The sequence below is a fragment of the Antarctobacter jejuensis genome, from assembly GCF_052266595.1.
In the GTDB taxonomy this organism is placed as follows: domain Bacteria; phylum Pseudomonadota; class Alphaproteobacteria; order Rhodobacterales; family Rhodobacteraceae; genus Antarctobacter; species Antarctobacter jejuensis.
Map to the genome: position 1 here is coordinate 84,719 of NZ_JBQQXJ010000003.1, position 23,365 is coordinate 108,083.

Consider the following 23,365-nt stretch of genomic DNA (forward strand, 5'->3'; position numbering starts at 1 on the left):
GTCCTCATATGTGGCGCGACAGGCCGCCGGAGACTTCGAGTTGCGCCCCCGTGATGTAACTGGCTGCCCTGGAGCCTAGGAAAGCGATGGCATGGGCGGCCTCTTCGGCGTCGCCCAGACGTCCCAGCGGGATGCCCTTTTTCTGCGCCAGCGCGCCGTACCAGTCGGCGCGGCTGACGGATTTGTCCTCACGTTCGGCAAAGCGGCGGGTCCATTGGCCCGAACCGATCAGGCCCAGCAGGACGGAATTGACGCGGACGTCGGGGGCCAGTTCGACGCTGAGCGATTTCAGCAGGTTCTGCACGCCCGCGCGGGCAGAAGAGGTGCAGACCATGTGCGGTTCCGGCTGGTAGGCGAGCAGGGAATTGACCGCGACCACCGCGCCACCGGCCTCTTTCAGCATGGGCAGAAAGGCGCGGGTGGGCAGTACTTGGCTGAAGATCTTCAGCTCGTATTCCGCTTTCCAATCGTCATCCGTGGTGTCGGCGAAGGTGGAAATGCGCCCTTGGCCTGCGTTGTTGACCAGCAGATCGACCCGGCCAAACCGGTCCCCGACCTCTGCCGCAAAGGCGTTGACCGCATCTGCGTCCAGCACCGACAGGGCGCGGGCCATGACGTTGTCCTCACCAAAGTCGCGGGCCAACACGCTGGCCACGTCCTGCAGGCGGCTTTCGTTGCGGGCGCAGAGCGCGACGCGCGCGCCGGATTCCAGCAGCAGCCGCACCGTGGCAAGGCCGATGCCCGAGGATCCGCCGGTGACCACCGCGACGCATTTGTCATAGTCGTATTTCATCACGCCGCTCCCTGTGCGTCATTGCGCAATTCGGGAAAGCCCGGATCGGGCCGCCCCTGCATCACCGCCCGCTGGGCGGGGGTGGGCGGACCGGCGGTCATCCAGCGGTCCATCGCCTCGGGTTCATTGCGCGACCAGACCTTTGCCTGATGTGTGCTCTCGTCGATCTGTTGCAGTTCAGAGGTGAACTCGATCACAAAGCCCGAGGGCGAGACGAAATAGGCGAAGGGATTGTTGCCCGGCCCGTGGCGGCCGGGACCCCATGTGGGGACGTGGCCCTTTTGCTTCATCCGGCCGATGCCGCGCATGAATTCGTCCAGTGTCGGCATTTCAAAGGCGACGTGGTTCACCGATGCATAGTTGCCGCGTACCAGCGCGATGGAGTGGTGATCGGTATTGCAGCGCAGGAACACCATCTGGTCGGCGGAATAATCCGAGACGCGAAAGCCCAGCACATGCTCATAGAACCGCTGCACGCCTTCCATGTCGGGGGTGTTCAGCACTACGTGGCTGACCTTGCGCGGCTTGGCCCATTCCGGTTCCTCGTCCAGCACGCGGGCCTCTGTCCGAAAGCGCAGGCGCCGGTTGTCGGGGTCGAGGATCTCGAACCCATAGCCCGCAGCCCAGTCGTCAAAAGCCGCAGGCGCGCCCAGCACCGCCGCACCGCGGGCAAGGCATTGCGCATGCAGCGCATCCATCGTGGCGCGGTCGGGCATGGCGAAATGCACATGGTCGATGCCGAACACCGGCCCGTCCTTCAGCCCGTAGAGGAACGGTTCTTCGCCGGTGCCGCGCAGCAGCGCGGTGCCGTCCTCCTGAAAAGCCAGCTTCAGTCCCCACATGTCCTCGTAGAAGGGCAGGGTGGCCGTCAGGCCGGGGCCGCGCATCATGATGCCGCGCAGGGAACCTGTCCGTACCGTTTCCGTCATCTCTTCCTCCTGTCGGTCGCTCACACCACGGGTGCTGCGACATCCTCCAGCGCGCGGGCAAAGCGCGCCGGGTCCTGTTGGTAAAGGGCATGTCCCGCCCCGGGGATCAGGGTCAGCGTGCCGCGCGCCTGCGGGCGCAGCGCGGCGTAGACGCGGCGCGCGCCATCAGGCGGGGTCACCTGATCCTCGGCGCCGCAGATCACATCCGTGGGCACCGCCATGCGTTCGGCATCGTCCAGCAACCTGCCAGAGGCCAGCATCCGCGCCGCCTGTGCGTAGCCGGGCAGGGTGACGCGGGCCATGCCCTCCTGCACCAGCGCCAGGGCCTGCGGGTTGTCCTGCGGCTGGTGGATCAGCCGGGGCGCACGCGCCTGCGCAAAGGCCTGCGCGCCCATCTTTTCCAGATCGTCGATACGCGATTGGGCGGCGGCGCTGAGGGTGCCGCCGGCAGGGACGCCGTGGCCAATCGCCGGGGCGGCCAGCACCAGCCGGGTCACGCGGTTGCAGCGGGCAGCGGCAAAGCTGGCGGCCATCAGCGCGCCCAGCGAATGCCCCAGCAGGGCAAAGGGGCCAAGGCCCAGCCGATCCACGAACGCCTCCAGCGCCAGCGCGTAATCCGCCGCCTGCGGCCAGTCCTGCGCAAGCGGCGCAGAGCCCAGGTAGCCGGGCGCATGCCAGGCGATCACCCGCAGATCCTGCGGCAGATGCGGAAGGAGCGGCGTGAACGACTGCGCGTTCGATCCAATCCCGTGCAGCAGCACCAGCGGCGTGCCGGGCCCAGAGCGTTCGAGATAGTCGATCCCGCCGGAGGTATGAGAGATCCAGCCGGTCATGCGAAGACAAACCCGTTGTTGACGGGCAAGACCTGCCCGGTGAGCGCCAGCGCCCCGTCCTGAAGCAGAAAGGCGATGACATCGGTGATTTCGCCGGGGGCCTGCGGGCCGGGAACGGCGCGGCCTTCGGCGTATTGCCGGTGCCGCGCCTCTGGCACGTATTCGGTGCTTTCCGTGGTCAGGATGCCGGGGGCCACGGCGGTCACGCCCACCCGGTCCGGCCCCAACTCGCGCGCCAGCGAGCGGGTCATGGAGATCACCGCCCCCTTGCTGGCCACATATGACAACAGCCGGGGCGCACCCCAGAGCGCGGTGTCAGAGGCCACGTTGACGATCCGGCCCGATCCCGACGCCTTCAGCATCGGGCCGCAGGCGCGGGTCATCAGCCAAGTGCCGCGCACGTTCACGCGTTGGACCAGATCCCAACTGTCGATCTCTATCTCATCATGGGCAATGCCGCCGATCCCGGTGGCAATCGCGCCGTTGTTGACAAGCCCATGCAGCGTGCCGCCGGTCTGGCGGCTGACCGCCTCGGCGCAGGCGGTGATGGAGGCAGGATCGCCCAGATCGACGGGCAGGAAGGTCGCGCCGCAGGCCTTGGCCGTGGCGCGGCCTTCGTCCTCGGCGATGTCCGCAAGAAAGAGTGAGGCCCCCTTGTCGGACAGCGCCCGGGCGATTTCCGCGCCCAGTCCGCGCGCCGCGCCGGTCAGCAGGATATGTCGGCCGGTCAGGCTCATTCCGCAGCCACCTGTTCGGCGGCCTTCAGCTCCGCCTCGACCTGCGTCTTGGCGGCGCGGGTCAGGATCTGGCGGATGCGGCTGACGCCAAGGTCATGCTGGTACAGCATTTCGCGTTTGCGGGCGTCGTCGGGCATGCCTTCCAGCATCACGCGGTCCTGTTCCAGCACGTTCCAGTGGTTTTCCTCCAGTTTGTGCCGGTACAGGAACCGCCAGCTTTCGCGCGCCGTGCCTTCGACCTGACGCATCCGCCAGAAGAAGACCTTGCAGGTGTGCTCGTCCACAGGCGTGGTGAACCCGATGATGCGGAACACGCCCCCCGGACCGGCGGCAGGCGGGTAGGGGATTTCGAGGAAGCAGAACATGTCGCCGGGGTGGACCTCGAACTCGGTCCAGTCAAAGTTTTCACCCACCTGCCCGACACGAGCGATGCGAAAGCCTGCGTCGGTCTTGTCCAGTTTCATCAGGTCCTGCTTGGACCCGAAAGCCAGCGTAAAGCTTTCGGCATGCAGGTAGCAGCCGTGCATCGGGTCCGCGAGGTTGTCGAGCGCGTAGCGATAGTTCGATTCCCAGACCGAGGTGCAGAGAAAGCCGGTCCATGCCGGATCGTTCAGCTCTTTCGGCAGGGCCAGTTCCGGCGGTTCCGGCTGGGTGATCGACGGCACGTAGACAAAGACCGCATCGCCTGCCTCTTGCACCGGGTAGCTTTTCAGCGCCTTGCGGCCTTCGAGTGCGCATTCCGGCATGGCGGGCACGCGCTGCACCACCCCTTCGCCATCGACGACGACGCCGTGATAGCGGCAGGCGACGTTGCCGTCATGCACCTCTCCATAGGACAGGGGCGCGCCGCGATGGGGGCAGAAATCCTCAAGGCATTTGATCTTGCCCGCGCCATCGCGCCACAGCACGATCTTGTCGCCCAACAGCTTGGTGCCATAGGGGCGCGAGGTCTTGATCTCGACCGATTTGGCGACCGGATACCATTGTCCGCGCAGGCCTTCGTTCACGCGTTTTTCGATCAGGGCTTTCTTGTCGATGACGGTCATGTCGGGTCTCCCTAAGGGGTGTCGTGTGGGAAAGTCGGGGGCCGCGCCGGCCGCGTCTGTCACGCGCAGCGGTCGGGTGGCGGTCGGGTGGCGGCCGGTCAGGTCGTTCGGGTCAGTGCTCTGCGCGGGGCAGGTAATGCAGCACGCGGGTTTCGATCTTGACGAGGGCCGTGTAGAGGACAAAGCCGATCACGGTCAGCAGGATGATCGCGTTGAACACCATCGCCGCATTGGCCTGTCCGCCGCCAAATGAAATCAGGTAGCCCAGCCCGGTATTGCCGCCCACCAGCTCGCCCACGGTCACGCCGATCACGGCAAGGGTCGAGGCGATGCGCAGGCCCGCCATCAGGTTCGGCAGGGTCGAGGGCATCTCGACCTTCCAGAAGATCCCGAGGCGGCTGAGGTTGTAGGCGCGGGCAAGGTTGACAAGGTCGCGGTCCACGGTGCGCATGGCCTGCAGCACGTTGACCAGCACCGGAAAGAAGACGATCAGCACCGTCACCAGCAGTTTCGGCATCGAGTTATAGCCGAACCACATGATGAAAAGCGGGGCAAAGGCGACCTTGGGCGCGATCTGCAGCGCAAGGATATAGGGCGACAGCACCTTTTCCCAGAATTCCGACAGGCCCAGCATATAGCCAAGTGCCGCCCCCAGCGCGCTGCCGATGACAAAGCCCAGCAGGGTGTAGAAGGCGGTCGACAGGAAGTGGCTGAGCAGGTCGTCATACTGCCACATGATGCCCAGTTCCTCGATGCAGTCGCTGAGGGTGGGGATGATGAATTTCGGCACGTCCAGCGCGGGCGGCAGGAACTCCCACGCGATCAGCACCGCGCCCAACAGGGCCAGGCTGGCGAAGAGAGGATTGGCGGCGCGCATGGTCAGGGCCTTCGTCGCAGAGGGTTGCGCCGGGGCTGTTGCCCCGGCGCCGGCGTGAGTGGTGTCGGTCATTTGATGAACTCGTTGGTGTAGAGATCCTCCAAGGGCACGGGGCGGCGCACGATCCCGCTGTCACGGTAAAAGGCCTGAACCTTTTCGATGCGCGCCGGGTCAAAGGTGCCCAGCGGCTGGTTTTCGCCCTCGGGGTAGATCAGCGTCGCATAGGCGCGCATGATCGCCTCGATCTGAGCCTCCTTGCCGGAATGCTGCGGCACGATGGCGGTGTAATCCGCCGCCGCCTGCGCCGGGTCATCCTGGATGTCGCGGACGCCCTTCAGCACGGCGTTGACAAAGCCCCCGATCATCTCGGGCTTGTCGGCGATGGCCTTGTCCGAGGCGATGATTGCCTGCGCCATGGCCGGAAAGATCGTGTCGACCGGCACCTGGTCCATCGCGACGCCCGCGCCCTCGATGGCGGCGATCCACTCCGGCACGCCGGACATGCCGTCCAGATCACCGGAAATGCTGAGCTGGATGATGCCGCCCGGGCCAACCGCCTGAATGTCCACATCATCCTTGGTCAGCCCGACAGAGGCCAGCACGCCGAGGAGGTTGTAATAGGTGGTGTCCTGAAACGACAGAACGCCGATGGACTTGCCCTTGAAATCCGCCGGGCCGGTGATGCCGCTGTCCTCGCGCCAGGCCAGTTGCGTCAGGCCGCGCCCGCCCAGCAGCGCCACGCCGCGGATTTCCAGACCGTTGGCGCGCACGATGATCGGCGTGTCGCCGATACCGCCGCCCAGATCGGCATTGCCAAGCGCCACCTGCGTCGCCACATCCGCGCCGCCCTTGCCGATCTGGAACGTGACCTCCAGCCCCGCCTCTTCGAAATAGCCCTTGCCCTTGGCCAGTTGGAACGGCGCAAAGGCGGGCAGGAAATCCGGGGCCGGGAACAGGTATGTCACCTTGTCCAGCGCCCATGCGGCATTGGCCGAAAGGGCGAGGGCGGCGACGGTGGACAGGATTGCGTGCTTCATTGGTAAACTCCCTGAGATGGCCGGTTCAGGCGGCCTTTTCTTCCAGTTTCAGATGTTTGAAGAGTTGCGCGGCATAGTCGCTGACCTCCGGCATGACGCGGCGCTTCAGCGGTTCCTCGCGGTGCGGCAGATCCACAGTGATCTCCGCCACGATGGTGCCGGGACGTTCGCTCAGCACGATGATCCGGTCGGACATCAGCACCGCCTCGGCCAGATCATGGGTGATCAGCAGGGTGGTCTTGCCCGCCTCGGCGATGGTCTTGGCGAATGAGTTCTGCAACAAGAGCTTGGTCTGCGCGTCCAGCGCCGAAAAAGGCTCATCCAGCAGGATGATTTCCGGGTCGATCGCCAGGGTGCGCGCCAGCGCCGCGCGCTGCCGCATGCCGCCGGACAGCTGGTAGGGATAGTGGTTCTCGAAACCCGAAAGATGACAATGCGCCAGTTCCTGCATCGCCCGTTTGCGGCGGTCGGCGGCGGGCACGCCGCGCGCCTCCAGCCCGAATTCGATGTTGGTGATGATCGACCGCCACGGGAGCAGCAGGTCTTTCTGCAACATGAAACCGACATGGCTGTTGGGGCCGGTCACCGGTTCGTCCGATACCAGAACCTCGCCCCGCGTCGGTTGATAAAGGCCGGCAGTCATCGACAGGATCGTTGATTTGCCACAGCCGGACGGGCCGACGACAGAGACGAATTCGCCCTCGTTCACGCGAAAGCTGACATCGCGCACGGCGGTCAGGTTGACGCCGGAATTGGTCGCGAATTCCTTGGTGACAGACCGGAATTCAAGCGCCATACCCGTGCTCCTTATAGGCGGCGTCCAGTTGCGCGTTGGTGGCGGCCAGTTCCTCGTGCAGCAGGGCAGCGGTCCAGTCGGTGCGGCCCGACCGTGGCGCCTCGATCCCCTTGGCGGCCAGGGCGGCGGCGACCTTGTCATAGTCATGGGTGCCGGTGCCGTAGATTTCCATCAGCGCCTCGGCCAGCGCGGTTTCCCGCGGCTCCAGTTCCCGACCGCGGCACTGATGCGCCAGTACCGGGCGGCTGGTGTCCTGCGCCCGCTGCGACAGCCGATCCTTGAATGCGACCATGACCCGTCTCCCGTCGATCTGATTGGCAGGTGTTCAATATAGAACACTATGTTCACAATTGATCCTGACATTGGAGAGCCACGCGAGTCAAGGAATTTTGCCGGACAAAACCCGCCAATTGGCGGGGTGCCCAGCGATGTGGCGTCGCCAAATTTGAACAAGATGTTCAAATTAGAACTGCTTTCAGGCTGCGAGAGGTCTGGGATTTGCATGGGCCAGAGAGGGGCTGGCCGTGCTGGGCTACGTGGGGAAGCACCGGCAATACGCGGTATGCGAACCGGCGCGCGGCCCGGGCCGAATCGGCGCAGTTGAAAACCGGATCACCCGATCCCCGATCAGGGGCCAACGACGAGTTGCCCAAGCCTTCGCCTTTGCGCCCCTTGAACCCCTAGGGCCTGTTCGCCGGAGCCATCTCTCGCTGATGCCGGAAAGAGACGGGCAGGGGCGGGAGACAAGGGGGCGCAGCCCCGCGCGGATGCGCGGCTTGCCCTTGCCTCCCGGCGCTGGCTGGCTCAGGCATCAATCGGCGAGTGATGGGTCCGATGAGCAGGCCCGGCCCTGTTCACGGGTGAATCTTGAAGCCCTTCCATGCGCCGAAGGCGCATGTACCCTTGCGTGATCACGGTGACCTGTTCGCAACGGCCTGAACCCGGCGAAGGTCAGTCCGCCGGGTCCTCATGTCCAAATTAAAAAGCGATCACCCCGCTTCGTAGACAACCCCATCGTCACCGGCGGTGCCGATCACATGCCAGACGGTGACCGGCGCGGCGGAGTTGTTGCGGATCCAATGCGCCCGCCCGGCGGGTGTCTTGACCAGATCGCGGGGGCCAAGCTCCACCTCGACGGTTTCGCCATTCTCTTCCCAGCCGACGGTCAGGCTGCCCTCCAGCACAAGGAAGGCATCCTCGACGGCCCGCGAAAAGGGTTTGATTCCCACTTTCGACGGCACTTGCCACATCTCCTTGCGGCAGGTGTCGTGGGGCAACCCGCCCTCACTGACATAGACCTTGCGGGTGAACCCCGCGTTTTCCCAGATGGTCGGCTGCTCGGCATGGCGGACGACATATTGCGCCATCAACTGCTGCAGCGGATGATTGCCCGCCGGATCGAATTTGATCGTCTCACCCGGTTTGGCCCCGAACCGGCGCGCCAATTCCGGAGCGTGCTCCTTGGGGTGATAGTGATAAACCGGCGGCAGCGGCTTGCCCACGTCGACGGAGATCGACATCAGCACCGGTTCCACCCCGTCGACGCGGAACCCATGTCCGATTTCGCGCGCGTTCAGGATCATGTCCTTGGGGCCAAGCGTGACCTCGCAGACCTCGCCGTTCCTTTCCCAGCCGACCACCAGCGCGCCGTCGATGATCAGAAAGCTTTCCTCGATCTCGTGGCTGTGGCAGGCGGCGTATTTGCCCGGCTCCTTGTAGATCAGCGAGACGGTGAAATTGTCAGCCTTCAGGGTCGAGGTGTCGCCCACCTTGGGCGATCCGCCGGCGCCGATATAGCGCATCTGCGCCCGCGCCAGATCCGGGAAGCCGGCGTTCGACGGAAAGGCGTTCCAGTCAAATTCCTTGTTGGTAAAGCGGCCGGTCATGGCCTTGAGTTCCGCCGCCAGCGGCGAGGCGTCTGCACGCATGTTCATGGTCATCTCCTTGGTCGGGTCCTGTGCGTCTTGCTGATCACGGGTATAGGCAAGGGGCGTTTTGCAGGCTATCAGGCGTTTTATGGACAAAACGCCCAACGACGAAGATCGCTATCTGGTGCCCGGCCTCATGCGCGGGCTGGCGGTGCTGGATGCCTTTACCCCCGACCGTCGAGAGATGAGCTTGAGCGAGATTGCCCGCACGCTGGACCTCAGCCGATCCGCGGCGTTCCGCACCGTCTACACGCTGACCCATCAGGGCTTCCTGCTCAAGGATGAGCGGCGGCAGACCTACACCCTTGGCCCCGCCGTTCTGCGGCTGGGGCATGGTTACATGGCGGCGCGGGAACTGGTTCAGATCGCCCTGCCGGAGCTGGAAAAACTGCGCGATGAGACCGATTGGTCGACCCATCTGGGCGCGCGGGACGGGCGCATGGTGCTATATCTTCTGCGGGTGCCCAGCCGCATGGGGCTGGGCAGCATCGTGCATGTGGGCAGCCGTCTGCCTGCGGCGATGACCACCATGGGCCGGGTCCTGCTGACGGACCTCGACGAGGCCTCGCTGGTGAAGCTCTACCGCGACGAAAGCTATGCGCAGGCACCGGGCGGCGCGCCGCGCAGCCTGACGGAACTGACTGCCCAATGGCGCCGCGACCGCGCCAGCGGGACCGTGGTCCAGATCGGCAGTTTCGAACGCGGCATGGCCTCTGTTGCGGCGCCGGTGCGCGACATGTCGGGCGGGATCGTCGCGGCGATCAACGCCACGCGCGCCTATGGCCCGGACGAGGCGATCGACGACCGCGTGATCCGGGCGGTCACGGCCTCCGCCGCGCAAATCTCCAGACTGCTGGGCCACGGCTGACCGTCTCCGCAGGGCGGCCGTCACCGCCCTTTCGCCGAAATCCGGTCTTTCCATCTGTCCTGTTAATGGTCGGGCAACCTGCATCGCCTAAAGATGAACAGGGGGTGCGATGTGGGTTGGACACCATACCGAAGGATGATCTTTCGTCGGACCATAAGGGCTATTCTCTGCGTTGCCTCTCTGGCTGCGATGGCATTCATCGCACTCATGGTGCAGCCACGGATCTCTCATGCAGAGCAGGCCTCGCTTGTCGTTGGCTGGACCCCTGTGCCCGGCCTGATGGAACGGGATGCGGACGGCCACCTGACCGGGTTCATGATCGATCTGGCACGGATGGTGGCACAGGAGGCGCATCTGACCCTACGGCTTGAGCAATATGACACGGTTCCCGAATTGCTCGTTGCGCAGGATCAGGGGCGGTCCGAAATGCTGGCCGGGGTGGCGGATCTGCCATCCCTGCGGGGATCATCCCATTACACCCAGAACGTCGGGCGCGTCGCCATAACCATGCTCCATCGCAAGGGCGATGACCGGTTCCGCGACATCGCCCTGTCAGGCGGTCTGCGGTTGGCCGGGGTGCGCGGGGCGGGGGGAACCGAATTGACCGGTCCGCTGCTGCGCAATGACTTTTTCACCTTCGGTTCCGTCAATCGCGCGATAGAGGCGGTGCTGAGCGCTGAGGTGGATGGCCTCGTCGGCCCGGAGGATGCCTTGGGGGCAATCATTCGGGCCGGGGGGCTGGAGGATCGTGCCGCGCTGCTGGATGTGCCGTTCCGCCATCTGCCGCGCCTTGTCGCCCTGCATCGCGGGCGGCCGGACCTGCGCACCCAGATCGATGCGGCCGTGGCCGCGCTGGAATCCGACGGCCGCCTGTCTGACCTGCGCGAGAAATGGGGGATCACGCCGCCGCCCGTCTTGCCCAAGACGCTGATCGCCGGCGCGTATCATCAGCCGCCCTATGTCATCGTGCAGGAGGACGGAACCATCACCGGCTTCGCCGTTGAGGCGCTGAATGACATTGCAGGGCGCGCCGGGCAGGAGGTTCGGTTTGTGCCGATCACGCTGGAGGAGCTGCGCAAGGGACCGGGGGAAGGGCGGTATGACCTGCTGCCTCTTGTCCCCATCAATGCCACCCGGACCGACACGCTTGAATTCGGGCTGCCGCTGCTCTCGGCCTCCTACTCGGTCTTTGTGCGGACCGCGGATCGGGTCAGCCCGCCAGAGCCTGTCGACCTGGCGGGCAAACGCGTGGGTCTTCTGGCTTTGGATCATGGCCTGGTCTCCGAATTGGGCGGGGCGGAAACGGTGCTGTTCGGCACGATGCCGGAAATGGTCTCGGCGCTGTCGCACGGCGGGATAGACGCGCTGTTGGCGGATCGTCTCGTGCTGCGCCACATGCTGCGCGATCTGGGCATCGGTTCCGGCATCGATGAGGCCGGGCCGCCGCTGTTCGAGATCGAGCAGGCCGTCGCCCTGCGACCGGGCCTGCGGCCGGTGACAGAGGTGCTGAACGCGGCGACCCCGGGCTATGTCGCCTCTCCGCGCTATCATGAGCTTCGGACCGCACGGATCAGGCCGCCCACCGCCTGGACCTCGGAACAACTGGCGCGGATGCTGGGGGCGCTGGGGGCCATGTCGGTGCTGACGATGGGCTATGTCGTCTGGCAGCATTACATGCGCCGGCTCAGCGATGCCCGCCGCGACATTGCCGAAGACCTGATCGACAAGATCCCGCTTGGTCTGCTGTTGCTGTCGCGCGACGGGCGGATCAAGTACATCAACCGCGAAACCGCGCGCACCGGCGCCTCACGCAGCGGCCTGCTGTCCGTGGGCAAGTATTATGCCGATGCATTGCGGGGGCTGATCGCGGCGGGACGGGCCGACCTTGGCGGGGCCGATCCGGAAAAGTGGATCGCCGATCAGATCAAGGACGTTCAGGCCGATGGCCGCGAGGTCGAGGTGCGCACCGCCAGCGGCACCACCTTCATCCGCACGACCAAGCGGTTGAAGGGCGGCGAAACGCTGTTGTTGCGCCGCGATGTTACCGAAGAGCGGGCGCGCCTGCACCAGATCCAGTTGCTCAACGATGACCTGCGGGACCAGATCCGCATCGCCAATGCCACCACCGAAGACCTGCGCGCCTTTGCCTACGCCACCTCCCATGACCTCAAGGCCCCGACCAACACCGCCCGCATGATCGCCACGGCCCTGCGCGAGGATCTGGCAGAGGTGGACATGCCCGAAACGCAGGAGCTGCTTACCGATCTTGAAACGACGCTGGACGGCATGCAGACCCTGATCGAGGATGTGCGCGCCTACACCGATGCCATTGCCGCGCAAAAGGCCGCCTTGCCGGTCGACATCGGCGCAGAGGCGCGCGCGGCGCTCGAAGAACTGTCGGAGGGAATCCGCGCCTGCGGCGCCACCGTCACGCTGGGCACCTTGCCAGAGGTCATCGGCTCTTCCGGCCAGATCCGTATCCTGTTCTGCAACCTGATCGACAACGCGATCAAGTTCCGCAGCCCGGACCGCGGGCTTGCCGTCAGCATTTCGCAGGTGGACGCGCCCGCGGGGGCGGTTGCCGTCGCGGTCTGCGACAACGGCATCGGCATCGATCCGGCCCATCACGCCCGCATTTTTCAGCTGTTCCAGCGGCTGAATCCGGTGACGGATTACGGCGGCTCCGGCCTCGGCCTCTCCATCTGCCAGCGCATCGCCATCAATCACGGCGGACAAGTGACCGTGGACTCCGTCCCCGGCCGTGGCAGCACCTTCACTGTATACCTGCGAAAGGACACAGAATGATCGGAACCCTGATGATCATCGATGACAATGTCGTCGACCAGAAACTATACGCGCGCCTGATCAAGCGCTCGGGCCGGGTCACAACCCTGCTGGAATTCCTGATGGCGACGGATGCGCTGGAGTTTCTGGCCAAACCGGATTGCCCGGCCATCGACGTGATCCTGCTGGACATCAACATGCCGCGCATGAACGGCTTCGAATTCCTCGAAGCGGCGACAGCGCGGTTTGGGCCGGGATTTGCCAAGGCGGCGGTCATCATGCTGACCACCTCGATTTCGGATCAGGACCGAAAGCGCGCGGCGCAGTTCGACGTGGTGCGTGACTATTTCCAGAAACCGCTGTTGCTCGAACATCTCGACCGGATCGAAATGCTGTCGCGGGATGCCGCCGCGTGACGCGGCATCCTAGCCTGCGGGCAGATCACATTGGATCGTGCAGCCGCGCCCGCCGGCTGTATCGGTGACGGCGATTTCCCCGCCGAGGGTGACCACAACCTTGCGGGCCACCGTCAGGCCCAGACCGGAAAACCCGGTTTCGTCCTTTGGAAACAGCGTATGCAGCGGTTCGAAGACCTTGGCGCGATAGGCCGGGTCGATGCCGGGGCCATCGTCGCTGATCTCAAGGATCACCCGGTCCCCGGCACGTCGCGAAACGGCGCGCACCTGACCCCGGTCATGATCATGGTGCTGGACCGCATTTGACAGCACGGCAAAGAGCAGGCGATGCAGATCGTTTTCGGGGGCGTTGACCATGTCCGCCACGCCCGAGAAATCGGCACTGAACCCCTCCCTGTCGGCCACCTCGGCCCAGGTCCGCTCCAGCGCCTCGCGCAGGGGCCGCGCCGAAGGCGCATCGGCCAGGCGGCCCACCCGCGACAATTCCGTCAGCCCGTCCAGCATCCGGTCCATGCCGCGCGCGTAGTGTTGCAGCATCGACAGGTGATCGCTGACATCGCCGGGCAGGGCGGTTTCGGATTCGGCAAGATCCTCGACGACCCAGTCGGGAATGACCCGCATGGCGCGCGAATAGCTCTTGAGGTCATGGGTGATCGCATAAAGGTAGGAGTCAAACTCTCCCCCGGACGGCGAAACGTCTCTCATCACGGTTTTCCCCGATATCCTGCTCGTCTTTGTTTGTACGGTGGATAGCATTATTGCCCGTCCCGGGCAAAAGGCGTGACCCTCCCATTTTCGCAAAGTTTTTGGCAGTTGCCGTATTTCGTAAATGGTCCGTTAGGAAATGAGACTTTACCTTTGCCTGGGATGCGGAATTGAAAAGAGTGGTTGAGATGAAAGAGACGTTTCCTGGGAACAAGACGCGGCAGGACCTGCCGTCGATCGAGGAGAGTTATAACGAGGCATCGACCGCCTTTCAGCGCAGCAACGGTTTCGACGTCCTGATCCTCGACGACAACAAGTTCGACCAGAACCGGATCATGCGCGCCTGCGCCAAGACCGGCCTGCCGGTGCGCAGCTGGGTTGCCGCCGACATCGCCGAGTTCGAGAAGGTGCTGGATGAACGGACCTATGACGTTGTCTTTATTGATTACTTGCTACCACGCGGCAACGGCTTGAACGCGCAGCGCATCGTGCAGAACCACCCGATGAACTTTGGCGCGGCAGTGGTGATGATCTCGTCCGAGATGCGCACCGACGTTGCGGTCGCCTCGATGAAGAAGGGCTCGCTCGACTGTCTCGACAAGGATGCGCTCAGCGTCGACAAGATGCGCGAGTTGATGATTTCCTCCGCCAAGATGTTTGCAGAGGCGTCGCGCCACTGGATCGGCGAATTGCTGGCCCAGCAACGGGTGCAGATCTCGCAGGATATATCCAGGGTCATCCGGGAGGAAATGGAATTCGGCAGATTTGTCGATACAATCGACAAGAGAATTGTCGATATGCTGGCCTCCCGTGGCCTTGGCGACTCCGAGGGCTGGAATGTCTCATATCTGTTCGACTCGGATGAGCCGCTGAAATTCCGCTGAAAACTCGCCCAAACCCCGCCGACGCCTGAGAGGGCGGCGGTGGATCAGCCGACCCGGTCCAGAACGGCAGCGGTCACCGCCCGCGTCCCCATGTCTCCGCCAAATTCCATCGGCCGCAGGTCATTGGCGGCAAACCCGGATGCAACCGCGTCTTCGATCACTCCGGCGCCATCGGCATAGCCCGCCACACCCGTTTTCTCGGCCAGGTAATCCAGCATCAGGGCCCCTGACAGGATCGCGGCCAGCGGATTGGCCTTGTCCTGTCCCATGATATCGGGGGCAGAGCCATGCGCGGGCTGGAACAGCCCGGTCTCATCGCCGATCTCGGCGCAGGCGGCCATGCCCATGCCGCCCACCAGCCCCCCGGCCAGATCCGACAGGATGTCGCCGAACATGTTTTCCATCACCATCACGTCAAAATCCCAGGGCCGCCGGATCAGGTCCAGCGCCTGCGCATCGACGTAGTTGTAGCCGGTTTCGACCTCCGGATAACGTTCTGCCACCTCGTCGAAAATCTTGCGGAAAAAGGCCATCGAGGCAAAGACATTGGCCTTGTCGACGCAGGTCAGCCGCCCGGACTGGCCCCGCTCCTTGCGCCGCCGAGCAAGGCGAAACCCGAAATCATGCAGCTTTTCCGTGGTGCCGCGGGTGATCCGCAGCGTGTCGCGCACCTCCGTGTCGCCGATGATCTCGCTGCGGCCATGCACGGCGGCGGAATAGAAGAGGCCCTCGGTGGATTCGCGCAGGATCACCATGTCGATCTGCGCCGCGCGCGGATCGGACAGCCGTTGCGGCGCGTTGGGATAGGCCTTGACCGGGCGCACCCCGGCATACAGCCCGAACCGGTCGCGCAGGCGCAGGTGCGGGCTGATTTCGGTGCCATCCGCATGGCGGACAGAGGGCAGCCCGATCGCCCCCAGAAAGATCGCATCCGCCGCGCCCGCGCGTTCTTCGCCACCCGGTTCGATGTCCAGCCCGGTCTCGGCAAAGTGGCCTGCCCCGGCGGCGATGGCGCTCTGGCGTGGCGCGGGCAGACCGACCTTTGCGCAGGCCGCATCGACCACCGCCAGCGCGGCCTCTGTCACGTCGATCCCGATCCCGTCGCCCTTGATCACGGCGATATGCGCGGCCTCTGTCATGCTTGTCTCCCCCGGCTGTGTGTTGCGGCGACTATGACCATCCTTGCCGCCAGAGGAAAGGGAGGCCACAATCAGGTGCGGTTCATCGGACGGCCCCGCGCGCCGCGTGGCCAGCGATCCGACCGTCGTGGCGAAATTGTTGCGCGCGAACAACATATTGCAGCCGTGGCAATCCAGTCTCGACGGCTCGCCGCGCTGCACCTATCGTGGCGCGGATGTGATTTTGCATAGGCGGAGCGGTCGTTTGATGACAGAGTTCGACGCCACGCTGGGAGAGCGTGCCATGCACCAAGCCAACCCTGTCCCCAAGGGCGCCGGTTCCGTGGACGGGGTGCTTGTGGTTGATCTGGATGGCACCCTCTTGCGCAGCGACATGCTGTACGAATCCTTCTGGACCGCCTTCGGACGCAACTGGAAGGTGGCCTTCATCGCTGCCGCGGCGCTGACGCAGGGCCGCGCGATGTTGAAACGCCGGCTGGCAAAGCTCGCCCGGCTGGAGGTCGCCACGCTGCCCTTTGACCGCAAGGTGATCGAATATGTCGAGGCCTGGCGCGCCCGCGGTGGCAGGACGGCCCTGGTCACCGCCAGCGATCAGGCCGTTGCCGAGACGATTGCCGCCCATCTGGGTGTTTTCGACGAGGTGCATGGCTCGGATGGAACCCGCAACCTGAAGGCCGAGAGAAAAGCCGCCTTTCTGACCGAGCGCTTCGGCAAGGGCGGCTATACCTACATGGGCGACTCCCGCGCGGACCTGCCGGTCTGGCGCGACGCGGCCCGCGCCGTCACCGTCAATGCCTCTCCCGGCCTGCGCGCGCAGGCGGAAGAAGTGGCCCCCTCGGCAGAACATCTTTCCACGGTTTCCAACAGCATCACGCCCTACCTGCGCGCCCTGCGCCCGCACCAATGGCTGAAGAACGTGCTGGTCTTTTTGCCGGTGCTGGTCGGGCACCACCTTGAACTGTCCAACGTGCTGAACGCCATGATGGCCTTTGTGGCCTTCAGCGTCATCGCCTCCAGCGTCTACGTGCTGAACGATCTGTTCGACCTCAACGCGGACCGGGCGCACCCGCGCAAGTGCAACCGGCCCTTCGCCTCGGGCGCGGTGCCGCTGTCTCACGGGATGATCATGGCGGCGACGCTGCTCTTTGCGGGGGCGGTGCTGTCGCTGCTGGCCGGGCCGCCTTTCTTCCTTGTGGTCTGCCTCTATTTCATTTTGACCACGGCCTATTCGCTGCACCTGAAACGGCTGATCATCGTGGATATCTGCGTGCTGGCCAGCCTCTATACCCTGCGCATCGTGGCGGGCGGGGTCGCCACCGGCATTCCGCTGTCGGTCTGGTTGCTGGCCTTTTCGATTTTCTTCTTCCTCGCGCTGGCGGCCGTCAAACGACAGGCGGAACTGGTGGACGGCAAGGAACGCGGCACGCTCAAGGCGCGCGGGCGCGGCTATAACGTCGACGATCTGCCGATCATCACCATGATCGCCATCGCCTCTGGCTATGTGTCGGTGCTGGTCCTCGTGCTCTACGTCGACTCGCCCGAGGTGACGGATCTTTACAAGACGCCCAGCCTGCTCTGGGGCATCGGCGCGGTTCTGCTCTACTGGATCAGCCGCACGGTCATGATCGCCAGCCGCGGCGGCATGCATGACGATCCGGTGGTCTTTGCCGCCCGCGATCGCGTCAGCCAGGTCTGCCTTGCGATCTGTGTCGGCATCGGTGCGATGGGGGCGCTGTGACATGACCCTGCAGGTCCTTGTCCTGCGCTACACGCTCTTCGCGGTTCTGGCCACGCTGGCCAATCTGGCGACACAGCGCTTGGTGCTGACATGGGGAGAGGGCGGCGCGGTCTTTGCCGTGGCGGTGGCGGCGGGGACGCTGGTGGGGCTGGTGGTCAAATATCTGCTCGACAAGCGCTGGATCTTTTTCGACGATTCCACCGGCCTGCGCGCCCACGGCAAGCGGTTCACGCTCTATACCGCCATGGGGGTGGTGACGACGGTGATCTTCTGGGGCAGCGAAACCGCCTTCTGGCTGATCTGGCAGACCGATGCGATGCGCGAAACCGGGGCCATCCTGGGCCTGATGGTCGGCTACGTGATCAAGTACACGCTGGATCGCCGCTTTGTCTTTACCGATGCCCGGCTGGGGGTTGTGTCATGAAACTGTCAGGCTGGGGCCGTTTTCCGCAGGTCGAAACGAACCTGACCGCGCCGCGTGATCTGTCCGCCCTGCGCGCGCTTGTGACATCCGGCACGCCGCTGATCGCACGCGGCAACGGCCGCTCTTACGGTGACAGTTCCGTCAGCCCGGGGGCCACGGTCCACATGCGCCATTTCAACCGGATGCTGAGCTTCGATCCGGCGACCGGGCAGTTGCAGGCCGAGGCCGGTGTTCTGCTGGGCGATGTGATCGACGCCTTCCTGCCGCGCGGCTGGTTCCCGATGATCACGCCGGGGACGCGGCTGATCACGCTGGGCGGGGCCATCGCCGCCGATGTGCATGGCAAGAACCACCACAAGGACGGCGCCTTTGGCACATGCGTCGACTGGATCGACGTCATGGGCGCCGACGGGCAGATCACCCGCGCCTCGCGCAGCGAAAACCCCGATCTGTTCCGCTGGACCATCGGCGGCATGGGCCTGACCGGCGTGATCGTGCGCTGCGCGATCCGCCTGCGCGCCGTGGACACCGCCTGGATCAACCAGGTCACCCATCCCGCGCCCAATCTGGACGCGGCCATGACGCTGTTCGATGACAATCAGGACGTGACCTATTCGGTGGCCTGGATCGACTGCCTTGGCAAAGGCGCGCATCTGGGCCGTTCTCTGGTCATGCTGGGCGAACACGCGCAGGTCAGCGACCTTGACGCCAAACGCGCCCGCACCCCGCTGGACGCAGGGCAAAAGCGCAAGCTGGGCGTGCCGCTGGATTTCCCCGGTTTTGCCCTCAACCACTACAGCGTCAGCGCCTTCAACCGGCTGTATTACTGGGCGGGCGCGCGCAACGAGGGCGCGCAACTGGTCGACTGGGACACCTATTTCTACCCGCTCGACGCGATCCAGCACTGGAACCGCATCTACGGGCGACGCGGGTTTGCGCAGTTCCAATGCGTGCTGCCGCTGGACAGGTCGCGCGCCGGGCTGACCCTGCTGCTGCAGGCGATCTCTGACGCCGGGGCGGGCTCCTTCCTTGCGGTTCTGAAACGCTTTGGCCCGCAGGACAGCGCCTTTTCCTTCCCGATGGCGGGCTATACGCTGGCGCTCGACTTTCCGATGAAATCCACCACCCTGCCGCTTCTGGACCGTCTGGATCACATCGCGCTGGATCACGGCGGGCGGTTCTATCTGGCCAAGGACAGCCGGATGAGCGCCGCAACCCTGCGCGCCGCCGATCCCCGCGTTGCCGACTTTGCCGCCATGCGCGCGGGCGGGGCGGGGGATCGTTTCGTTTCGGCCCAATCACAAAGGCTATCGCTGTGAGCAAACCTCCCGTTCTCATCCTTGGCGCGCGTTCTGACATCGGGCTGGCCATCGCCCATGCCTTTGCCGCCGAAGGTCATCCCATTCAGCTTGCCGCGCGCGGCGCAGAACGCCTGTCAGAGGCGCAGGCCGATCTGTCGCTGCGCCACGGGGCCAGTGTCACCCTGCATGATTTCGACGCGCTCGATCTGACCGCGCATGAGGCCTTTCTTGACCACCTGCCGGAACTGCCCGGCGTGGCCGTCTGCGCCGTGGGGCTGATGGGCATTCAGGAGGAAAATGAACAGGACCCCCTGCGCGCCGCAGAGATCATGCGCTCCAATTTCGAAGGCCCCGCCAGCATCTTCGCCGCACTCGCCAACCGGTTCGAGGCACGCGGCAGCGGCACCCTTGTCGGCATCAGTTCGGTCGCCGGCGACCGGGGACGCGCCACCAACTATATCTACGGCGCGGCCAAGGCCGGGTTCACCGCCTACCTGTCCGGCCTGCGCAACCGGCTGGCGAAAAAGGGCGTGCATGTGGTCACGGTGCTGCCCGGCTTCGTCAACACCGCCATGACAGAGGATCTGGACCTGCCCGGCCCCCTGACGGCAGAGCCGCAAGAGGTCGGCGCCGCCGTGCTGAAGGCGGTGACCAAGCGCAAGAACATCATCTACGTGCGCCCGGTCTGGCGTGTGATCATGGCGATCATCCGCAACATCCCGGAACCCGTGTTCAAGAAGCTGAAGCTCTGACGCAAGGCGCCCGCCTACCGCTTGATCGACCAGACCATCGCCGTCTCATAGCCCTGCGTTTCCAGCAGTTCGACCTTGGAGCGCCACCCGGCGGGGCAGACCACGAAAGCAACGCCTGTGCCCCGCTCGGCAAAGGCGGCTTCGGCGGCCTGCAATAGGCCCGTGGCATTCCGGCCCGCGTTGGACAGGGTCATGGGGTCGGCAAGGTCACTGTGATGAAAATCGTCGATCACGCCCACGCCCGCAATCTCGTGGGCGGGGGGAAAGTGCAGCCGAGAGGCGGGCTGCGCGATGGCATAGCCCTCAAGCGCCTCCGCGCCGCCGATGACCAGCATGTCCCGGTCAGGCAGGGTGAGGCTGCGGCGCATCCATGCCTCGAACCGGGTGTCCGCCTCCGGGTGGGGTGCCCAAAAGGTATCTATCTGGTTCAGGATCGCCCGGTGCTCGGCGCTGCGCGTCACGATACCGGGCAGATCCGCCTCGTTGGCCGGGCGAACGGCTGACGGCTTGCCTGCATCGCCGATATCCGAACGCGACAGATACAGAGTGAGCGGCGCATACCCCCGCCCCTCAAAGGCTGCTTGCCAGTCTGGGCCGGTGACGAAGGTGGACAGCAGGACTTGCGCGCCATTCTCTTTCAGAATGGCCTCCGCCGCGCTCACCAACGCCTCGGTCGTGCCCGCTGGCGCGTCCGGTGAGGTAAAGGAATCCGGCAGGATCAGCCCCGGCTCTCCGAACGTGCCCGCATAGATCGGCGGCACGGGCAGCGACATGGAATGCACAACACCCGTGATGGCCCCGTCCGCCTCGGCAACCTGCCAGAATTGACGGAAAGGCTGCGCCTCTGCGGTCAAGGCAAAGATCACGGCCTTTTCCACCCGGGCGGCAGCGTCCTCGGCCAAGGCCCAAAGAACGGGGTCCTTGAGATGCCGCTCTGCCGCATCGGCAAGAAGCAGATCGACCATGGCGGGAACGTCGTCGATAGAGGCGGGGCGGATGACCGGCGGCATTGGACACTCTCAAAGGCTGTTTATAGGGCAGTTGAACGGGCTGTTGGTGACGGGGTGATCTTCGGACCCGCGCAGGAATTTGACAAATCAGGAAATCTGCGCGAGCCGTTAGAAAACCTGACGGCGGGGCCCGGAATGAGACATGTGAACCTTAACGCACTGCGGGTCTTCGCCACCGTCGCGAAACACGGCAACCTCCAGCGCGCCGCCGAGACGCTGAACCTGTCGCGGGGGGCGGTGTCCCAGCGCATCAAACAACTCGAACTGGATCTCGGAACGCCCCTGATGGTGCGTCAGGCGCGCGGCGTCTCCCTCACCCCGGCCGGCGAGAGATGTCGCGACGCGATGAATGAGGCGTTGGCCATCATCGACACCGCCTTGGCGGATGTGGTGGGGCAGGACGGCCAGATCACGCTCCACCTCGGGCCGTCCTTCGCCACCAAATGGCTCATGCCCCGGATGGAGCGGTTCCGCTCTGCGTTCCCCGGGATATTGCTCACCACGGAAATCCACGACCAAATCATGGACCGCGCCTTGGGACGGGGCGAAATCGCGATCTGGCCCGGCACGGCCCCCGATCCGAACCCCGCGCATCACTCTCGGCATTTGACCGAACTGCGTCTTGCTGCGGTGTGCAGTCCCGACCTTCTCCGCCCCAACTGGCCGATGGGGCCGGACACCCTGCTGACCTTGCCGCTCCTGCAGGACGCGCATCGCCGGTGGGAGCGGTTGGCTGACGCGACCGGACAGCGCCCAACCCATGCGCCTCTGAACTTCGACCGCTCGGCCCTCGCGCTCGACGCCGCTGCGAACGGGCACGGCGTGGCGATTGCGCCCACGATCATGACCGATGCGGATGTGACCGCCGGACGGCTGGTGGAAATCTGGTTCCCGCCGGACCCCAGCGGCGAGCATCTGTTCCTGTCATGGTCAAAGGATCAGGATAGCGCGCGGCACCTGCGCCGCATCGCGAATTGGCTGCTGTCGGAGTTCGGGCAAGATCACGAACCCCGGGGCGCGGCGGGGGCGAAACTCTGAACGAAGGGTAAATTCGCCCCTGTAACCCCTTGATTCTGCATTCCCCCTAAGCTGTCCACGCGTGGACACCCCTTTTCCCAAGGGGGCCGCCCGTCACGAAAACCGGATCTGCGCCTTGATCGCCTGCGTCCGATCCGAAGCCAGCCGGAACGCCTCTTCCGCCTGATCCAGCGGGACCGTCTGGGTGATCAGCGGCTTCACATCGATCCGCCCCGATTGCATCATCTCGACGGCGGTGAAAAACTCATCATGAAACCGGAATGACCCGCGCAGCTCCAGCTCCTTCGCCGTGATCGCCTGCACCGGCAGGGTCATGTCGCCGCCCAGCCCCAGCTGCATCAACAGGCCCCCGGGCCGCATGGCCGGCACCGCCCCGGCGATGGCCGCGGCCGCGCCAGAGCATTCAAACAGCACATCGAAACGACCCTTGTCGGCATGCCAAGGGGCCAGCCCCTCGGGATTGTCCCGCACATTGATCGTCTCATCCGCCCCGACCTTTGCTGCCATCCCAAGCGTGAAGGCGGTCATGTCGGTGGCCACGATTTCTGCCGCGCCCGCTGCGCGGGCCACCAGAACGCCGAGGATCCCGATCGGCCCGCAGCCTGTCACCAGCACACGTTTGCCGAACAGATCGCCAGCGCGGCGGGCGGCGTGGATCAGCACCGACAAAGGCTCTGCCATCGCGGCCTCTCCGGCGGTCAGGCCGTCGGCGGGGGCGCATTGGGCGGCGTCGGCCACGAGGTATTCGCGGAAGGCCCCCTGAATGTGGGGGAAGGGCATGGCCGAGCCATAGAAGCGCATGTTGAGGCAGTGGTTGGGCTGGCCGGCGTGGCAAAAGCGGCAGGCATGGCAGGGGCGCGAGGGGGAGACGGCGACGAGGCTGCCCTTGGTCAGACCGGTCACATCGGGGCCAAGCGCCTCGACCCGGCCAGAGACCTCGTGGCCGAGGATCATCGGCTCTTTCAGGCGGACCGTGCCAAAGCCGCCGTGCTGATAATAATGCAGGTCAGAGCCGCAGACGCCGCCGGTTTCGATCCGGATCAGGGCCTGTCCGGGGCCGGGGGTAGGCATGTCGCGGTCTTCGATCCTGAGGTCAAGCGGGCCATGGGCCACGATGGTTTTCATGTTGGGTCTCCTGCCGCGAATTTGGGGGCCATGATGGGGCCGAGACGGGGCATTGTCGAGGGGGCGTGGAGGGGGGTGTCCACGCGTGGACAGCTTAGGGGGAATGCAGAATCAAGGGCTTACAGGGGCGATTTTACGGCCTCTTAACCTTTGTCGCCACAAAAGGGGCCTCGGCACAGGCTTGCGAGACCGGCCGGTGTTGACC

General features: G+C 64.9%; 23 protein-coding genes. 9 read left to right on the forward strand and 14 right to left on the reverse strand.

Going from position 1 to position 23,365, the window contains the following annotated elements; all coding sequences use genetic code 11:
* Positions 1–4: 4 nt before the first annotated feature.
* From ACTXGA_RS05360 to ACTXGA_RS05405, 10 genes are all read right to left on the reverse strand, one after another.
* Positions 5–793 (reverse strand): SDR family oxidoreductase, encoded by a 789-nt coding sequence (locus ACTXGA_RS05360; RefSeq protein WP_443392109.1) that lies wholly within the window; start codon positions 791–793, stop codon positions 5–7.
* On the reverse strand, positions 793–1,722 hold the full coding sequence (locus ACTXGA_RS05365) for a VOC family protein (RefSeq protein ID WP_443392110.1): 930 nt from the start codon (positions 1,720–1,722) through the stop codon (positions 793–795). The genes ACTXGA_RS05360 and ACTXGA_RS05365 overlap by 1 nt, the downstream gene beginning before the upstream one ends.
* A 20-nt stretch (positions 1,723–1,742) precedes the next feature.
* Positions 1,743–2,555: an alpha/beta fold hydrolase gene (locus ACTXGA_RS05370; RefSeq protein WP_443392111.1), complete on the reverse strand. Its 813-nt coding sequence runs from the start codon at positions 2,553–2,555 to the stop codon at positions 1,743–1,745.
* A complete protein-coding gene (locus ACTXGA_RS05375; protein WP_443392112.1) occupies positions 2,552–3,292 on the reverse strand; it encodes an SDR family oxidoreductase in 741 nt (246 codons plus the stop codon). Before ACTXGA_RS05375 ends, ACTXGA_RS05370 begins: the two co-directional genes overlap by 4 nt.
* Complete coding sequence (locus tag ACTXGA_RS05380; RefSeq protein WP_443392113.1) at positions 3,289–4,338, reverse strand: Rieske 2Fe-2S domain-containing protein; 1,050 nt, start codon at positions 4,336–4,338, stop codon at positions 3,289–3,291. The genes ACTXGA_RS05375 and ACTXGA_RS05380 overlap by 4 nt, the downstream gene beginning before the upstream one ends.
* Positions 4,339–4,450: 112 nt before the next feature.
* A complete protein-coding gene (locus ACTXGA_RS05385; protein ID WP_443392114.1) occupies positions 4,451–5,287 on the reverse strand; it encodes an ABC transporter permease in 837 nt (278 codons plus the stop codon).
* Positions 5,284–6,252, reverse strand: coding sequence for an ABC transporter substrate-binding protein (locus ACTXGA_RS05390; RefSeq protein WP_443392115.1), 969 nt, complete (start codon positions 6,250–6,252; stop codon positions 5,284–5,286). The genes ACTXGA_RS05385 and ACTXGA_RS05390 overlap by 4 nt, the downstream gene beginning before the upstream one ends.
* Positions 6,253–6,277: 25 nt before the next feature.
* The gene (locus ACTXGA_RS05395; RefSeq protein ID WP_443392116.1) at positions 6,278–7,048 is read right to left on the reverse strand and encodes an ABC transporter ATP-binding protein; all 771 of its coding nucleotides are present in this window, start codon (positions 7,046–7,048) and stop codon (positions 6,278–6,280) included.
* Positions 7,038–7,340, reverse strand: a complete 303-nt coding sequence (locus ACTXGA_RS05400) for a recombinase-like helix-turn-helix domain-containing protein (protein WP_443392117.1) — start codon at positions 7,338–7,340, stop codon at positions 7,038–7,040. Before ACTXGA_RS05400 ends, ACTXGA_RS05395 begins: the two co-directional genes overlap by 11 nt.
* A gap of 697 nt (positions 7,341–8,037) precedes the next feature.
* On the reverse strand, positions 8,038–8,982 hold the full coding sequence (locus ACTXGA_RS05405; protein WP_443392118.1) for a cupin domain-containing protein: 945 nt from the start codon (positions 8,980–8,982) through the stop codon (positions 8,038–8,040).
* Positions 8,983–9,064: 82 nt separating this feature from the next.
* Here ACTXGA_RS05405 and ACTXGA_RS05410 point away from each other — a divergent pair, with 82 nt between their 5' ends.
* From ACTXGA_RS05410 to ACTXGA_RS05420, 3 genes are all read left to right on the forward strand, one after another.
* Complete coding sequence (locus tag ACTXGA_RS05410) at positions 9,065–9,844, forward strand: IclR family transcriptional regulator (protein WP_443392119.1); 780 nt, start codon at positions 9,065–9,067, stop codon at positions 9,842–9,844.
* Positions 9,845–10,033: 189 nt separating this feature from the next.
* Positions 10,034–12,649 carry an ATP-binding protein gene (locus tag ACTXGA_RS05415; protein ID WP_443392120.1) on the forward strand — a complete coding sequence of 872 codons (2,616 nt, stop codon included), beginning with the start codon at positions 10,034–10,036 and terminating at the stop codon, positions 12,647–12,649.
* The gene (locus ACTXGA_RS05420) at positions 12,646–13,044 is read left to right on the forward strand and encodes a response regulator (RefSeq protein WP_443392121.1); all 399 of its coding nucleotides are present in this window, start codon (positions 12,646–12,648) and stop codon (positions 13,042–13,044) included. Before ACTXGA_RS05415 ends, ACTXGA_RS05420 begins: the two co-directional genes overlap by 4 nt.
* A 9-nt stretch (positions 13,045–13,053) precedes the next feature.
* Here the strand turns inward: ACTXGA_RS05420 and ACTXGA_RS05425 are convergent, their stop codons facing one another.
* Positions 13,054–13,749: a sensor histidine kinase gene (locus ACTXGA_RS05425; RefSeq protein ID WP_443392122.1), complete on the reverse strand. Its 696-nt coding sequence runs from the start codon at positions 13,747–13,749 to the stop codon at positions 13,054–13,056.
* A 188-nt stretch (positions 13,750–13,937) separates the two neighbouring features.
* Between ACTXGA_RS05425 and ACTXGA_RS05430 the strand changes: the two genes are divergently transcribed.
* Entirely contained in the window at positions 13,938–14,633 is a 696-nt protein-coding gene (locus ACTXGA_RS05430) for a response regulator (protein WP_443392123.1), read from the forward strand.
* Between the two features lie 44 nt (positions 14,634–14,677).
* On the opposite strand, the gene ACTXGA_RS05435 is transcribed toward ACTXGA_RS05430, so the two are convergent.
* Positions 14,678–15,772, reverse strand: coding sequence for an isocitrate/isopropylmalate dehydrogenase family protein (locus ACTXGA_RS05435; RefSeq protein ID WP_443392124.1), 1,095 nt, complete (start codon positions 15,770–15,772; stop codon positions 14,678–14,680).
* Between the two features lie 247 nt (positions 15,773–16,019).
* Between ACTXGA_RS05435 and ACTXGA_RS05440 the strand changes: the two genes are divergently transcribed.
* The 4 genes from ACTXGA_RS05440 to ACTXGA_RS05455 are packed head-to-tail and all read left to right on the forward strand — an operon-like array spanning position 16,020 to position 19,987.
* A complete protein-coding gene (locus tag ACTXGA_RS05440; RefSeq protein ID WP_443392125.1) occupies positions 16,020–17,510 on the forward strand; it encodes a UbiA family prenyltransferase in 1,491 nt (496 codons plus the stop codon).
* Position 17,511: 1 nt separating this feature from the next.
* The gene (locus ACTXGA_RS05445) at positions 17,512–17,934 is read left to right on the forward strand and encodes a GtrA family protein (RefSeq protein WP_443392126.1); all 423 of its coding nucleotides are present in this window, start codon (positions 17,512–17,514) and stop codon (positions 17,932–17,934) included.
* The gene (locus tag ACTXGA_RS05450) at positions 17,931–19,253 is read left to right on the forward strand and encodes an FAD-binding oxidoreductase (protein WP_443392127.1); all 1,323 of its coding nucleotides are present in this window, start codon (positions 17,931–17,933) and stop codon (positions 19,251–19,253) included. Before ACTXGA_RS05445 ends, ACTXGA_RS05450 begins: the two co-directional genes overlap by 4 nt.
* A complete protein-coding gene (locus ACTXGA_RS05455; RefSeq protein ID WP_443392128.1) occupies positions 19,250–19,987 on the forward strand; it encodes an SDR family oxidoreductase in 738 nt (245 codons plus the stop codon). Before ACTXGA_RS05450 ends, ACTXGA_RS05455 begins: the two co-directional genes overlap by 4 nt.
* Before the next feature lie 14 nt (positions 19,988–20,001).
* Here ACTXGA_RS05455 and ACTXGA_RS05460 read toward each other — a convergent pair whose 3' ends face one another.
* Entirely contained in the window at positions 20,002–20,997 is a 996-nt protein-coding gene (locus ACTXGA_RS05460) for a GNAT family N-acetyltransferase (protein ID WP_443392129.1), read from the reverse strand.
* 135 nt (positions 20,998–21,132) lie between these two features.
* Between ACTXGA_RS05460 and ACTXGA_RS05465 the strand changes: the two genes are divergently transcribed.
* Positions 21,133–22,035, forward strand: coding sequence for a LysR family transcriptional regulator (locus ACTXGA_RS05465; protein ID WP_443392130.1), 903 nt, complete (start codon positions 21,133–21,135; stop codon positions 22,033–22,035).
* 93 nt (positions 22,036–22,128) lie between these two features.
* On the opposite strand, the gene ACTXGA_RS05470 is transcribed toward ACTXGA_RS05465, so the two are convergent.
* On the reverse strand, positions 22,129–23,160 hold the full coding sequence (locus tag ACTXGA_RS05470; RefSeq protein ID WP_443392131.1) for an L-idonate 5-dehydrogenase: 1,032 nt from the start codon (positions 23,158–23,160) through the stop codon (positions 22,129–22,131).
* Positions 23,161–23,365: the final 205 nt, after the last annotated feature.

Coding starts and splice junctions, on each gene's coding strand:
- ACTXGA_RS05465 (WP_443392130.1), top strand. CDS start 21,133: ATGAGACATGTGAACCTTAACGCACTGCGGGTCTTCGCCACCGTCGCG.
- ACTXGA_RS05405 (WP_443392118.1), bottom strand. CDS start 8,982: ATGAACATGCGTGCAGACGCCTCGCCGCTGGCGGCGGAACTCAAGGCC.
- ACTXGA_RS05360 (WP_443392109.1), bottom strand. CDS start 793: ATGAAATACGACTATGACAAATGCGTCGCGGTGGTCACCGGCGGATCC.
- ACTXGA_RS05370 (WP_443392111.1), bottom strand. CDS start 2,555: ATGACCGGCTGGATCTCTCATACCTCCGGCGGGATCGACTATCTCGAA.
- ACTXGA_RS05385 (WP_443392114.1), bottom strand. CDS start 5,287: ATGACCGACACCACTCACGCCGGCGCCGGGGCAACAGCCCCGGCGCAA.
- ACTXGA_RS05365 (WP_443392110.1), bottom strand. CDS start 1,722: ATGACGGAAACGGTACGGACAGGTTCCCTGCGCGGCATCATGATGCGC.
- ACTXGA_RS05435 (WP_443392124.1), bottom strand. CDS start 15,772: ATGACAGAGGCCGCGCATATCGCCGTGATCAAGGGCGACGGGATCGGG.
- ACTXGA_RS05380 (WP_443392113.1), bottom strand. CDS start 4,338: ATGACCGTCATCGACAAGAAAGCCCTGATCGAAAAACGCGTGAACGAA.
- ACTXGA_RS05375 (WP_443392112.1), bottom strand. CDS start 3,292: ATGAGCCTGACCGGCCGACATATCCTGCTGACCGGCGCGGCGCGCGGA.
- ACTXGA_RS05410 (WP_443392119.1), top strand. CDS start 9,065: ATGGACAAAACGCCCAACGACGAAGATCGCTATCTGGTGCCCGGCCTC.
- ACTXGA_RS05420 (WP_443392121.1), top strand. CDS start 12,646: ATGATCGGAACCCTGATGATCATCGATGACAATGTCGTCGACCAGAAA.
- ACTXGA_RS05450 (WP_443392127.1), top strand. CDS start 17,931: ATGAAACTGTCAGGCTGGGGCCGTTTTCCGCAGGTCGAAACGAACCTG.
- ACTXGA_RS05415 (WP_443392120.1), top strand. CDS start 10,034: ATGGCATTCATCGCACTCATGGTGCAGCCACGGATCTCTCATGCAGAG.
- ACTXGA_RS05425 (WP_443392122.1), bottom strand. CDS start 13,749: ATGAGAGACGTTTCGCCGTCCGGGGGAGAGTTTGACTCCTACCTTTAT.
- ACTXGA_RS05445 (WP_443392126.1), top strand. CDS start 17,512: ATGACCCTGCAGGTCCTTGTCCTGCGCTACACGCTCTTCGCGGTTCTG.
- ACTXGA_RS05390 (WP_443392115.1), bottom strand. CDS start 6,252: ATGAAGCACGCAATCCTGTCCACCGTCGCCGCCCTCGCCCTTTCGGCC.
- ACTXGA_RS05470 (WP_443392131.1), bottom strand. CDS start 23,160: ATGAAAACCATCGTGGCCCATGGCCCGCTTGACCTCAGGATCGAAGAC.
- ACTXGA_RS05430 (WP_443392123.1), top strand. CDS start 13,938: ATGAAAGAGACGTTTCCTGGGAACAAGACGCGGCAGGACCTGCCGTCG.
- ACTXGA_RS05460 (WP_443392129.1), bottom strand. CDS start 20,997: ATGCCGCCGGTCATCCGCCCCGCCTCTATCGACGACGTTCCCGCCATG.
- ACTXGA_RS05440 (WP_443392125.1), top strand. CDS start 16,020: ATGACAGAGTTCGACGCCACGCTGGGAGAGCGTGCCATGCACCAAGCC.
- ACTXGA_RS05400 (WP_443392117.1), bottom strand. CDS start 7,340: ATGGTCGCATTCAAGGATCGGCTGTCGCAGCGGGCGCAGGACACCAGC.
- ACTXGA_RS05395 (WP_443392116.1), bottom strand. CDS start 7,048: ATGGCGCTTGAATTCCGGTCTGTCACCAAGGAATTCGCGACCAATTCC.